This window comes from Pseudogemmobacter sp. TB195, assembly GCF_058313095.1.
Map to the genome: position 1 here is coordinate 70,890 of NZ_JBZEGG010000016.1, position 12,337 is coordinate 83,226.

The window sequence follows — 12,337 nt, forward strand, 5'->3', positions numbered from 1 at the left end:
GCGCCGGTCAGCCCGGTTTGTTGTTTTGCCCGCTGCTCTGTCCCGTGCTCTGTCCGGCGACACCTTGTGCCGGGTTCCGGTTGCCGCCTGCGCCACGATTGCGCCAATGTGTCGGGCCGCCGATGGATTCGAGGAATTGCCGCCCCGCCTCGGTGCCGAAATGCTGCAGATGCGCGAGGCCGGGAAATTGTGCGCGCACCTCGGAGGCGAATTGCGGTGGCAGCCGCGAGATGGTGGCGTCATTGACCATCAGGCTTTCGACCGGGATACCCTCGGCATAGATGATCTCATGCTGGTCGAAGATCAGGCTGAACCAGTCGGTCACACCGGCTTCGCGGATGAAAACATGTTCTTCATCAACCAGATGGCGGGCCTGGACCAGCAGTTCTGACGTGGCCAGCCCCGGCAGTTTATGACGCTGGTAAAGGAACATCCGGTGATGCTGGCCGACGATCAGATCGCCGGAATTGCCCAGCGTTCCGGCCAGGATGACGACCGGCGCAAAGGCCCCGATGGCGCGCAGGCTTGCCCGCCCGATATGGCGCAGTTCCTGCGGGCCATGATCGCGGGTCAGAAGCTTCATCCCCGGGCGCAGCGTCTCGATTGCGACCATCTGACCGCTGGCGAGCGAGATCCTGGTGCCGCGCGCGAAGGAAAGGCTCATCATCGCCGTCAGCCGGGCATCGCGGGGCGAGATCTCGACCGCCAGCAGCGCATATTCTGCGCGGTCCGAGACCGGAGACAGCGGCAGCACCCAAAGCGCGTCCGCCCCGTCCTCGCCGATCCGGATCAGTAAAAGTTCCACCCGGTCGCCATCATCGGCCATCAGGGTGTAGCGCGCGATCAGCCGCACGAGATCCCCCGCCTGACCGACCGCCGAGCCGGCAGCAACCCGCTGCGCGCCGCAGTCACCGGCGGCCTCAATCAGCAGGCGCGACGGGGCTGTGCCTTGCTCAAGCTGATAGATGTCGCCGCTTTCGACGTCATCGGGCAGGCCGAGCCCGTCGCCGCTGTTCACACCGGAAGAGACGAAAATATCCCTGGCCGCGAAAACCTGGCAGGCCTGACCCGGAGCTGCGCCGCCCGCTGTTGCGGCAGATGTCGTGCGGTGCTCCTGGCTGGGGCTCTGGTCGGGGAAAGAAGTCATTTTGCCGGATCTGTCCTGAAACTATGCCCATGAAAACGAGGCCTGCTAATCTGAAATCAGGCTCCAAAAATCGCCCGTGCCGTCGTCTGGACGTCGCCGGCCAGGGTTTGACCGCAAGGTGTTTCCGACTGGTTATTACGCTGATCTATAACAGTCCGCGTCGCGCGCGGTCAAACGCGGCTTGTGACAAACACCCGGGAAGAAGCGCATTTTCCTGGATTTTCCTGCGCGGCCGCGATGGCGTTCCCCCCGACGCGACTGTGCGCCTGGTCCCGGCCGCGCATAACCGCGTCACGCAGAGGCCGATCCTGTGCCGCAGCGCCCTTGCGCAAGGCGCTGTGGTCGAAGGGGGGGCTTGCAACCCGGCAGGGGCATTGTCAGGCTGGCCGCCGTAAAAGCGCGAAAGGAAGCGACATGGATCTGGGCATCAGGGGTAAGACCGCGCTGGTCACGGCGGCGTCAAAGGGGCTTGGCCGGGGCTGTGCGGAGGCATTGGCGGCGGCGGGGGTCGATCTGGTGATCTGCGCGCGCGGCGAGGCGGCTTTGGTGAAGACTGCCTCGGAACTGGCTGAAACCTATGGGGTTTCTGTGACGCCGGTTGTTGCGGATATCACCGATGCGGCGGCACGGGCGCGGGTGCTGGAGACCGCCGGCGCGGTGGATATTCTGGTGACCAATGCCGGCGGCCCGCCTCCGGGCGTCTGGAGTGACTGGGACCGCGACGATTTCATCCGCGCGCTTGATGCGAATATGCTGACGCCGATCGCGCTGATGCAGGCGCTGGTGCCGGGGATGATGGAGCGGGGCTGGGGCCGGGTGGTCAATATCACCTCGGCTTCGGTGCGGGCGCCGGTGGATGTGCTGGGTCTCTCAAACACCGCGCGCACCGGGTTGACCGGCTTTGTCGCCGGCACCGCGCGCCAGGTGGCGGGGAAGGGGGTTGCGATCAACAACCTCTTGCCCGGCATCCATGCCACCGACCGCGCCGTGGCGCTGGATCAGGGGGTCTCGGCCAAAACCGGGCTCAGCCTCGAAGAGGCAAAGCGCCAGCGCGAAGCCACGATCCCGGTGCAGCGTTACGGCACAGCGGCGGAGTTTGGCGCGACCTGTGCCTTTCTTTGTTCTGTCCATGCCGGGTTCATCATCGGGCAGAATATCCTCGCGGATGGCGGGGCGACCAATCTGACGATCTGATCACCTCCCCCGGCAGGGTCACTCATCCGCCGGGTCCATATCGTCCGGACCTATCCCGGCCTGGGGCAAGAGCGTGGTGATCTTGTAAAGCAGATTGCGCGCCGCCCGGGCGAGGCCGGGATCATTGGCCTCGACATGTCTGAGCCCACAGGCGAGTGCTTCCAGCTCATCGGGCGTCAGCACGGTCGGCGGCAGCATCAGTGGCGAGCGCAGGATATAGCCCAGCCCGCGTTCGCCCGTCACCGGCAGGCCGGTCGCCGCCATCATCGCCATGTCGCGCCAGACCGTGCGGGTCGAGACGCCAAGGCTGGCCGCCAGCTCTTCCGCCGTATGCAGCTTGCCGTCGCGCAGGATCTGCACGAGGTCGTAAAGCCGGGCATCGCGTTTCATCTCATCGACCTCTCAGCCCTGGGGCGCCCGTGCCGCGCCTCCTGTGGTGCCGCCCGGGCCGGGCATCCCCGTCAGGGCAACTGACAAAATACTGTCAGTTGACCGGAGGGCACAAGTGGAATGGCTCTTTTATCCGCCCGTCGATTGGCCCTACCCTGGGACCATATCGCGGTCACAGCGGCCGCGAAGACGTGAATCACGCCCTGGCTGTCAACCACCGGGGCCCCGTTTGGATGGAGGTTTCCATGCTTCAGAATATCGGCCTTCCCGGCCTTCTGCTTATCGCCGTTGTTGTTCTCGTGCTCTTTGGCAAGGGCAAAGTGTCCTCGCTGATGGGTGAGGTCGGCAAGGGCATCACCGCCTTCAAGAAAGGCGTGTCTGATGGCACTGCCGAGATCGAGAAAGAGCGCGCCGAGGTTGCCAAGGATGTGACCCCGGCCGAGACCGTGGCAAAAGACAAGGTCTGAGCCGCAAGGGTCAGCGCCCCCTCTGACGACCCCTTACCGGGCCGGGCAGAGACGGGCGAGGCAGCCTTGTTGCAGGCAATCCGCCGGCCGGATGGCTGGCCGCAAGCCTTGCAGGCGGGCTGATCCTGGGGACAACACGCATTTAAGGAGAGGCGCGGATGGAAGTCGGCTGGTCCGAGCTTCTGGTCATTGGTGTGGTGGCGCTTGTCGTCATCGGACCGAAAGACCTGCCCGAGATGTTCCGCACTTTGGGGCGGTTCACGGCAAAACTCAGATCCATGGCACGGGAATTCTCGCGCGCCATGGAAGATGCCGCAAAAGAGAGCGGTGTCCAGGATGTCGCCAATGACCTGCGCAAGGTGACAAGCCCCAAAAGCATGGGGCTTGATGCGGTGAAATCGGCGGCGGATAAGTTCGAGAAATGGGATCCGCTGAAGACCGCGCGGGGCAGCACGCCTGCCACGACGGCGGCAGCGGGCGGGGCCGTGGCACCTGCTGCGGCGGTCGGGCTTGGATCCGCCGTTGCGGCCGATCCCGCCGGGGCTGAGACGGGCGCGATCCCGGATCCCAATGCGCCTGTTTCTCCCGGTGCCGCTGCTGGCCCGAACACCACCGATCTCGCGATGAAACGCGCCGAGCGTGAGGCCATTGCCCGCGAAGCGGCAGAGCGGCTGCGCAACACGCCGCCTCCGCCGCAAAGCACCGCGAGTGCTTTCGAGGATGCGCCAGAGACGGTCCCGGCGACGATCATCGCGCCGCCGGTGACCAGCACATCGCTGGGCGCGGCCCCCGCCGCAAAGCCCGCCGCAAAGCGCAAGGTCGCGGCGGCGAGGGCCGAAGCCGCTGGCGATCCCGGCACCAAAGCCAGCACGAGGACCGCCGCAAAGACCAAAGCGGCACCTGCCCCGAAAGCCGAAAAGCCGGTGGCAAAATCCAGGACGGCAGCGGCAAAGGCCGAGACCGGCACACCTGCCGCGAAGCCTCGCAAGACTGCCGCAAAACCCGCCGTCAAAGCGGCTGTAAAAACTGGCCTCGATAAGGCGGAGGATCAGGCATGACCCAGGAGATCGAAGACAGCTCCGCCCCGCTGATCGAACATCTGATCGAGCTCAGGAACCGCATTCTGTGGTCGGTCGGGGCCTTCCTCGTTGCGATGCTGGCCTGTTTCGTGGTGGCGGAACCGATCCTCGGCTTCCTGCTGAAGCCGATCGAAAATGCGATGCGCGCGCTCGGAAACCCCAATCCGGTGATGCAATATACCGCGCCGCAAGAGTATTTCTTTACCCTGATCCATGTCTCGGTGATCGCGGGTCTGGTCGTCAGCTTCCCGGTGATCGGCTATCAGATGTGGCGTTTCGTGGCGCCGGGGCTTTATAAAAGCGAAAAGCGCGCTTTCCTGCCCTTCCTGCTGGCCTCGCCGGCGCTGTTCCTGCTGGGCGCCGCTTTCGCGCAATTCGTCGTCACCCCGATTGCGATGCAGTTCTTCCTGGGCTTTGCCTCGGTCACTTCGATGTTCAATGCGGTCTTCGGCCAGGTCGCGGGGGCGCTGCATGACAGCTCACAGGTGGTGATCCCCGGCGCGGCACCGGCGGTGCCGGCTGCGACCGGCAGCGGGATCGGCATCGTCTTCCAGGGTAAGGTCAATGAGACGCTTGATATTTCGCTCAAGCTGATCTTTGCCTTCGGTCTGTGTTTCCAGCTGCCGGTGCTTCTGACCCTGATGGGGCGCGCGGGGCTGGTGACGGCAAAGGGCCTGGCGGGCGTGCGCCGCTATGCCATCGTGATCATCCTGATCGTGGCCGCAGTCGTCACCCCGCCCGATATCATGTCGCAACTGATCCTGTTCGCCGCCGTCTATCCGCTCTATGAAGTTTCCATTTTCCTCGTGCGCCGTTTCGAGAAGAAACAGGAAGCCGAGGCACGTGCGAATGGCGAATGGGAAGAGGACGCGGACGAAGCATGACGGATACTCTGAGCGGGGGCGATCTGGCCCCCCAACTCACCCGGATCGCAGCGGCGCTGGAGCGAATGGCTCCGGCGCCTTTGCCCGATCCTGATTTCACCGAAGCCGAGGCCTTTGTCTGGGCCACGGGGCCGGAACGGCTTGACCCCGTTCCGCATGTCTCGCGTGTCGATATCTCGCTGCTGGTGGGCGTCGACCGATCACGCGACACGCTTTTGGAAAACACCCGCCATTTCGCGCGCGGCCTGCCCGCGAATAACGCGCTGCTATGGGGCGCGCGCGGCATGGGGAAATCGAGCCTCGTCAAAGCCGCCCATGCGCAGATCCTCGCAGAGGGGCTGAGCCTCAAGATCGTGGAACTCGCACGGGAAGACCTGCCGACGGTCGCGCGGCTCCTGTCGCATCTGCGCGCGGCGCCGGAGCAGCGGTTCCTTCTGTTCTGCGACGATCTCTCTTTCAGCCATGACGACCAGCATTACAAATCGCTGAAGGCGGTGCTGGATGGCGGGATCTCGGGCCGGCCGGAAAATGTGCTGTTCTACGCCACCTCGAACCGCCGTCACCTGATGCCGCGCGATATGATCGAGAATGAGCGCTCCTCGGCGATCAATCCCGGCGAGGCGGTCGAGGAAAAGGTCTCACTCTCGGACCGGTTCGGGCTCTGGCTCGGCTTCCATCCCTGCAGCCAGGACGAATATCTGGCGATGATCCGGGGCTATTGCGATGCGCATGGCGTCACTGTCAGCCCAGAACGGCTGCGGGCCGAAGCGATTGAATGGCAGGCGACGCGCGGCTCGCGCTCGGGCCGGGTGGCCTGGCAGTTTTTCTGCGATCTGGCAGCGCGCGAAGGCGTGACGCTGGCAGTGTGACAACAGACTGAATGTGGCGCGGGCCGGCCACTTTGCGCCCGTTGCGCAAAGAAAGGGCGGCCCGATGCTGACGGAAATCCTGGTCCTTCTGGCGCTGATCGCGTTGAACGGCGTCTTTTCGATGTCAGAGCTGGCGGTGGTGTCCTCGCGGCCGGCACGGCTGAAAAGCATGGCCGCCACGTCGCGCGGCGCAGCCCAGGCGCTGCGGCTGTCGGAAAATCCGGGGCGGTTCCTCTCGACGGTGCAGATCGGGATCACCGGGGTCGGGGTGCTTTCGGGCGCGCTGGCGGGGGATACGCTGGGCGGGCGCCTTGCCGCCTGGCTGGCCGCCGGGGGGATGAGCGATGCCTGGGCCTCGCGGATCGGCGTCGGCGGTGCGGTGATCGCGATCACCTATGTCTCGCTGATCATCGGAGAACTGGTTCCGAAACAGATCGCCTTGCGCAATCCCGAGGCGGTGGCGGCAAAGGTCGCGCCGATGATGGCGCTTTTGTCGGTCGTGGCGGCGCCGGTCGTGTGGTTTCTGGAAAATTCCGGCCGGCTGATCCTGAGGCTTCTGGGGCAGCGCGGCGAGAGCGGTAACAGGGTCACCGAGGAAGAGGTTAATGTGCTTTTGACCGAAGCGCAGCAGGGCGGCGTTCTCGAAGAAGAAGAGCGCAATATGATCTCGGGCGTGATGCGGCTGTCGGACCGCACGGCACGCGCGCTGATGACGCCGCGCCAGGAGGTGACGACGCTGCCGGTGGATCTGGAGCCCGATGAGGTGGCAGCGCGGGTCAGCGGGATCAGCCAGAGCCGCATCCCGGTCGCCGATGCGGCGGGGGATGTGCTGGGGGTGATCCGGCTCGCGGATCTCTATGGCGTATTGGCGCGGGGCGACCTGCCGGATCTGCGCAGGCTTTTGCGCAATGTTCCGGTGATCTCGGACCGGATGGAGGCGCTGGATGTGGTCGCGGTGCTGCAAAGATCGGGCGAGCACCTGGCGCTGGTCTATGATGAATATGGCAATTTCGAAGGGCTGATCACGCAAAGCGACCTCTTGCAGGCGATCACCGGCGCCGAGGCCGGGGCGGACCCGCGCGAGCCTCCGGTCTTTGAACGCACCGACGGATCGCTCCTCGTCGCAGGCTGGATGCCGGCTGATGAGTTTTGTGACCGTATGGGCCTGCCGCGCGATGCGGCCGGCGAATATGACACCGTGGCGGGTCTGGTCCTGCACCAGCTCGGCCATATGGCGGGTCTTGGCGAGCGTTTTGCCCTGCAGGCGCCGGATGGCGTGGCCCTAAGCTTCGAGGTCGTGGATCTCGACGGGCTCAGGATCGACAAGGTGCTGGTGTCAAAGCTCTGATGCCGGCGCGTCTGGCTGGCTGCGGATGCCTCCGGCGGGGATATTTTAGAGACAGATGAAATCCGCTCTTCGACTTTTCATCTGTCTCTAAATATCCCGGGGGAGTCTGCGTCAGCAGACGGGGGCAGCGCCCCTTTCCGCAGGTGTCACTGGAGATAGGGCATCGGATCCAGGCTGTCGACGCCCTTGCGGACCTCGAAATGCAGGAAGGACGGGTTGCCCGAACGCACCACACCGATCTGCTGTCCGCGGCTGACAGAGTCGCCCTTTTTCACCTTCAGCTGGTCGACGCCGGCATAGACCGTCATCAGCCCGTTCGAATGCCGGATCACCACGATCTGCACCTGTTCAGTATCGCGGGTGATCGCGGCCACCGTGCCGCCATCTGCGGCCTTGACGGCAGAGCCCGCCGCCGCGCCAATATTGATGCCCTGGTTCGACTTTCGGTCATAGCCTTTGACGATGCTGCCGGAGGCCGGCATCGTCATGCGCGAGGCCGAAGCGCCGGTGCGGCTTGCCCCCATATCGGGAGACGATGGGGTGCCTGCGGGTTTCGTGCCGGTTGGCGTCGTCTTCTCATCGGGCAGGGGTTTTGAGGCCGAGGGCGGCACCGGGGTCGCGCTGCCGGAGCCCGGAGCCGAAGGTTTCGGCTCGGGGTTCGGGGCGGCGCCGGTGGCGACCGGGATGATCAGCGTCTGACCCTCGCGGATCGCCATATCCGATCCCAGCCCGTTCCATTCCGCCAGCGACTTCGCCGAAACATTATAGGCGCGCGCGATGATGAAGGCGGTTTCGCCGCGTTTCACCGTGTGGCGGGTCGGTTCCTTGCCGCCGCCTGGCGTGCTCACGGCCACCGGTTTCGTGCTGGCCGGAGGCGGCAGGGCCGAGCTTTCCACCCGGTCAAGCGCCGCCGTTGCGCCTGCGGTGATATCGACCGGGGCAGTTGCGACCATCGGCTGCGGCGCCGCGGCGACCCGGCCGGGGAGCAGCAAAAGCTCGCCCTCGCGCAGCGGATCGTTGATCTGCAGCGAGTTGGTGCGCGCCACATCGGTCGCACTCAGCCCCAGCCGTGAGGACATGGTGGCGACCGTTTCGCCGCGCCGCGCCTGTGCCATCTGATAGCCAGGGTATGACAGCACGCCATTGCCATCAGGGACCGGGCGCGAAGCCGTTGCCTGGCGCGCCTCTTCCGAAGTGCCGCCGGGGCCGCCGCGCAGATCCCAGTCGAAATTATTGTTGTTCACGCAGCCCGTCAGCGCCATCGTGGCACAGGACATGAGAACCAGCCCCAGCCGCGTCCGTCCCTTGCCTTCGCCTGGCAAAACGCTGCGCCTCACGGGATCATGGGAAATCTGGGTCATCTGCTCCGCCTTTTGCCTTTTCGCCTCATTCTTCCGGGATTTGCCCCCGGTTCTGCCTGTTTCAGGTGATTCTACTCATTCCCGAGCCCTTCGACCAGAGGGACAAACCGCACCGGGCGAAGTTCCTCGTAGTCGAAGCCGTTCGGCAGCCGTTTCACCCGGATCAGCTGTTGCACCGTATCGGATTGCCCGACCGGCAGCACCATGATGCCACCCGGTTTCAGCTGCGCGAGCAACGGTCCCGGCGGGTCTTCGGCGGCGGCGGTCACGAGGATGCGGTCGAACGGCGCCTGATCGGGCAAGCCGAAAGACCCGTCCCGCGCCAGCGCCGTCACATTGGTCAGGCCCATCGCTGCGAAAATCTCCTGCGCTTCGCGCGAGAGGCGCCGCCAGCGGTCGACCGTGTAGACCCTGCGCGCCAGCGAGGACAGGATCGCGGCCTGGTAGCCCGAGCCGGTGCCGATCTCGAGCACGGTATCGCGCGGCCCGACCTGAAGCGCCTGGGTCATCAGCCCCACAATCGAGGGCTGCGAGATCGTCTGGCCGCAAGAGATTGGCAGCGGCATGTCATCATAGGCGCGCGCGGCAAAGACGCCTTTCACAAAGCGGCCGCGATCGACTTTTTCCATGGCCGAGAGCACGCGGCTGTCGGTCACCCCATGCGAGCGCAAGGCAAAAAGAAAACGCATTTTTCGTTCGGCATGGCTGCCGGAGGCCTCATCTTCCGTATCCTCCGGCTGCCATGCGCTCATCCGAGGCGCGCCGCCAGATCGGCGAGCAGGTCATGGGCGGTCAGATCGGCGCGCAACGGCGTGACCGAGATATGACCGGCAAGGTTCAGCTCGGCATCGGTCCCGGGAAGGGTGGGGCTGTGTTGCGGCCCGCCTTTGATCCAGAGGAACCGGCGCCCATTGGGCGAGACCTGACCTTCGGCCGAGAAAGCCGTGTCGCGGCGGAAGCCCTGGGCCGCTACGCGTAGGGGTCTGGTCTGAGCCGCGGGCAGTGGCGGGAAATTCACATTGTAAAAGATGCGGTAATCATCTTCGGTCCAGATGCCATTTTCCAGCAGGCGGCGGATCACCCCGGCGCCATGGACCCGCGCGCTTTCGAACTGGTCGGGAAGACCTTCGGTCTCGGGCCCCATATATTGCGACAGGGCGATGGCGGGGATGCCTTGCAGCGCGCCTTCCATCGCGGCGCCGATGGTGCCGGAATAAAGCACATTCTCGGCCGAGTTATTGCCGCGGTTCACGCCCGACAACACCAGATCGGGCCTGGCGCCCTGGAGCACATCATAGATCGCCGCCAGCACGCAATCGGCGGGGCTGCCTTCGGCCGCATAGCGGCGATGGCCGAGTTTCGCGATGGCCATGGGCTTGTTGTAGCTGATGCAATGGCCGACGCCGGATTGCTCGAAAGCGGGGGCGACGGTCCAGACTTCTCCGCCCGGTCCGGCGATCTCGGTGGCGATCTCGTACAGCACTTCAAGCCCCTGGGCGTTGATGCCGTCATCATTGGTGATCAGAATGCGCATGATATCCTCTGGCTGGACTTCTGATTAGCCGCATCGGGGCTTTGCTACAAGCAGTGTGGCCCTGAAAGACCCGTCTGCCGCCCTGAATGTTGTGTATATGCCCGGTGCCAATACCGCAGATTGCGGCAAGGCGGAGCCCTGTCGCGTTAAGCCTGCCGCGCTGAACCCGCCGCGTCTGATGTCGCAAAGCTGCGTGACGGCGGTGGGGGACTTGCCGCGAAGGGGCAGAGGCCTTAGCTCTGGGCCATGCGCAAATTCATCCCCTTTCTGAAAAAACCGCCGCTGGTTCCGGTGATCCGTCTTGAGGGCCAGATCGGCCAGGGAGGGCGGGCGCTCAATGATGCGGGCCTTGCTCTGGCGATCGAGCGCGCCTTTTCGCGCGGCAAACCTGCGGCTGTGGCACTGGCGATCAATTCGCCCGGCGGCTCGCCGGTGCAATCAAGCCTGATCGCGGCGCGGATCCGCCGGCTGGCCGAAGAGAAGAAGATCCCCGTCCATGCCTTTGTCGAGGATGTGGCAGCCTCGGGCGGCTATTGGCTGGCGACGGCTGCCGACGATATCTGGGTCGATGCAAGCTCGATCATCGGCTCGATCGGGGTGATCATGGCGGGCTTTGGTCTGACCGATCTGATCGCCCGCCACGGGATCGAGCGCCGTGTCCATACCGCCGGCACGTCGAAAAGCTTCGCCGACCCGTTCCGGCCCCAGAGCGAGGAGGATGTCGCCCGCATCCGCGCGCTGCTGACGCCGCTGCATGAAAACTTCATCGCCCATGTAAAGGCCCGGCGCGGGGCGAGGCTGGCCGCAGGGGCCGATCTCTTCAACGCCGATATCTGGCTGGGCCAGCAGGCGGTGGATCTGGGCCTTGTCGATGGCGTTGCGCATCTGAAACCGAAGCTGCGCGAGATTTACGGCGACAAGGCCCGCCTGCTGCCGGTGACCACCCGCAAACGCGGGCTGCTCAGCCGCTTCGGACTCAACCTTGGCGAGGCGGCGCTGGCTGCGGCAGAGGAGCGCGCGATGTTTGCACGTTACGGGCTCTGACATGGTGTGGAAAATCATCCTCGTTTTTCTCTGCGCCATGGCTCTGGTCGGGATGATCGGCAAGATCCTGTTCCCCGATGCGCGGATGCTGCGCGGGCGCCCGGCAAAGGCCGGAAAATGCGGGCAGTGTGGCCGGCCATTGCTGGGGCGCTCGCCCTGTGACTGCCGCAAGGGGAAGAAGTGAAGACGGCGCTGGTCACCGGGGCCGGGCGCCGGCTTGGCCGCGCGATGGCACTCTATCTGGCCGGTCGCGGCTGGGATGTGGCGGTGCATTACCAGCGCTCCGGGGCGGCGGCGGCAGAGGTGGCGGCAGAGATCACCGCGCTTGGCCGGCGCGCGGTGGCCTTAAAGGCCGATCTGCTGGATGAGGCCGCCTGTGAGGCACTGATACCTGCGGCAGTGGCAGAACTTGGGCCGCTGACGCTTCTGGTGAACAATGCCTCGATTTTCGAGGCGGACACGATCCGCACAGCAACACGCGAAAGCTGGGATCGCCATATCGGATCGAACCTGCGCGCGCCCTATCTGCTGATCCAGGGCTTTGCCCGCCAATGCCCGCTTGCGCTGACCGATGCGGCTGGCGAGCGGCTGGCGCGGGGGATGGTGGTCAATATGATTGACCAGCGGGTGCTGGCACCGGGGCCGGATTTCTCGACCTATACGATTGCCAAAATGGGCCTCTGGGCGCTGACGCAAACGGCGGCGCAGGAGCTTGCGCCCGATATCCGCGTCAATGCCATCGGGCCGGGGCCGACTTTGATCGCGGAGAGCCAGTCCGAGGCCGATTATGGCGCGGAACGCCGCGGCACGGTTTTGCAGCGCGGTGTCGGTCTGGATGACATCACTTCCGCGCTTGGCTACCTGACAGAGAGCCCCGCCGTGACCGGCCAGATGATCGCGGTTGATGCCGGTCAGCACCTCGGCGCCCGGGGGGCGGGCACGTTCCGGCCGGGTCAGGGGCGTTAACTTGTCCACTTTCGCCCCTTGCTTCACAAGCCTGTTACGAAAAGGCCTGATTTC

Annotated in this window: 14 protein-coding genes; 9 read left to right on the forward strand and 5 right to left on the reverse strand. The window is 65.0% G+C overall.

The window, feature by feature from the left end; genetic code table 11:
* Window positions 1-7 precede the first annotated feature (7 nt).
* Window positions 8-1,147, reverse strand: a complete 1,140-nt coding sequence (locus AC4FS3_RS16790; RefSeq protein ID WP_491021502.1) for a Hint domain-containing protein — start codon at window positions 1,145-1,147, stop codon at window positions 8-10.
* A 414-nt stretch (window positions 1,148-1,561) separates the two neighbouring features.
* On the opposite strand from AC4FS3_RS16790, the gene AC4FS3_RS16795 reads away from it, so the two are divergent.
* Complete coding sequence (locus AC4FS3_RS16795) at window positions 1,562-2,341, forward strand: SDR family oxidoreductase (protein WP_491021503.1); 780 nt, start codon at window positions 1,562-1,564, stop codon at window positions 2,339-2,341.
* An 18-nt stretch (window positions 2,342-2,359) separates the two neighbouring features.
* Here the strand turns inward: AC4FS3_RS16795 and AC4FS3_RS16800 are convergent, their stop codons facing one another.
* Entirely contained in the window at window positions 2,360-2,731 is a 372-nt protein-coding gene (locus AC4FS3_RS16800; protein ID WP_092896327.1) for a helix-turn-helix transcriptional regulator, read from the reverse strand.
* A gap of 245 nt (window positions 2,732-2,976) precedes the next feature.
* On the opposite strand from AC4FS3_RS16800, the gene AC4FS3_RS16805 reads away from it, so the two are divergent.
* The 5 genes from AC4FS3_RS16805 (at window position 2,977) to AC4FS3_RS16825 (ending at window position 7,378) form a co-directional block, all read left to right on the forward strand.
* On the forward strand, window positions 2,977-3,198 hold the full coding sequence (locus tag AC4FS3_RS16805) for a twin-arginine translocase TatA/TatE family subunit (RefSeq protein WP_198837520.1): 222 nt from the start codon (window positions 2,977-2,979) through the stop codon (window positions 3,196-3,198).
* A 158-nt stretch (window positions 3,199-3,356) separates the two neighbouring features.
* Window positions 3,357-4,256, forward strand: a complete 900-nt coding sequence (gene tatB / locus AC4FS3_RS16810; RefSeq protein ID WP_491021504.1) for a Sec-independent protein translocase protein TatB — start codon at window positions 3,357-3,359, stop codon at window positions 4,254-4,256.
* Window positions 4,253-5,161, forward strand: a complete 909-nt coding sequence (gene tatC, locus AC4FS3_RS16815; RefSeq protein ID WP_283177412.1) for a twin-arginine translocase subunit TatC — start codon at window positions 4,253-4,255, stop codon at window positions 5,159-5,161. The genes tatB and tatC overlap by 4 nt, the downstream gene beginning before the upstream one ends.
* Complete coding sequence (locus AC4FS3_RS16820; RefSeq protein ID WP_491021505.1) at window positions 5,158-6,030, forward strand: ATP-binding protein; 873 nt, start codon at window positions 5,158-5,160, stop codon at window positions 6,028-6,030. Before tatC ends, AC4FS3_RS16820 begins: the two co-directional genes overlap by 4 nt.
* Before the next feature lie 64 nt (window positions 6,031-6,094).
* Window positions 6,095-7,378: a hemolysin family protein gene (locus AC4FS3_RS16825; protein ID WP_491021506.1), complete on the forward strand. Its 1,284-nt coding sequence runs from the start codon at window positions 6,095-6,097 to the stop codon at window positions 7,376-7,378.
* A gap of 146 nt (window positions 7,379-7,524) precedes the next feature.
* Here the strand turns inward: AC4FS3_RS16825 and AC4FS3_RS16830 are convergent, their stop codons facing one another.
* The 3 genes from AC4FS3_RS16830 to surE all read right to left on the reverse strand — a co-directional run bounded on the left by AC4FS3_RS16830 (window position 7,525) and on the right by surE (window position 10,273).
* Complete coding sequence (locus AC4FS3_RS16830) at window positions 7,525-8,655, reverse strand: peptidoglycan DD-metalloendopeptidase family protein (protein ID WP_283178768.1); 1,131 nt, start codon at window positions 8,653-8,655, stop codon at window positions 7,525-7,527.
* Between the two features lie 155 nt (window positions 8,656-8,810).
* Complete coding sequence (locus tag AC4FS3_RS16835) at window positions 8,811-9,491, reverse strand: protein-L-isoaspartate(D-aspartate) O-methyltransferase (protein ID WP_491021507.1); 681 nt, start codon at window positions 9,489-9,491, stop codon at window positions 8,811-8,813.
* Window positions 9,488-10,273, reverse strand: a complete 786-nt coding sequence (gene surE / locus AC4FS3_RS16840; protein WP_491021508.1) for a 5'/3'-nucleotidase SurE — start codon at window positions 10,271-10,273, stop codon at window positions 9,488-9,490. Before surE ends, AC4FS3_RS16835 begins: the two co-directional genes overlap by 4 nt.
* Window positions 10,274-10,519: 246 nt before the next feature.
* Between surE and AC4FS3_RS16845 the strand changes: the two genes are divergently transcribed.
* The 3 genes from AC4FS3_RS16845 to AC4FS3_RS16855 are packed head-to-tail and all read left to right on the forward strand — an operon-like array spanning window position 10,520 to window position 12,283.
* On the forward strand, window positions 10,520-11,317 hold the full coding sequence (locus AC4FS3_RS16845; RefSeq protein ID WP_491021509.1) for a S49 family peptidase: 798 nt from the start codon (window positions 10,520-10,522) through the stop codon (window positions 11,315-11,317).
* 1 nt (window position 11,318) lies between these two features.
* The gene (locus tag AC4FS3_RS16850) at window positions 11,319-11,501 is read left to right on the forward strand and encodes a hypothetical protein (RefSeq protein ID WP_198837512.1); all 183 of its coding nucleotides are present in this window, start codon (window positions 11,319-11,321) and stop codon (window positions 11,499-11,501) included.
* A complete protein-coding gene (locus AC4FS3_RS16855) occupies window positions 11,498-12,283 on the forward strand; it encodes an SDR family oxidoreductase (protein WP_491021510.1) in 786 nt (261 codons plus the stop codon). The genes AC4FS3_RS16850 and AC4FS3_RS16855 overlap by 4 nt, the downstream gene beginning before the upstream one ends.
* Window positions 12,284-12,337 lie beyond the last annotated feature (54 nt).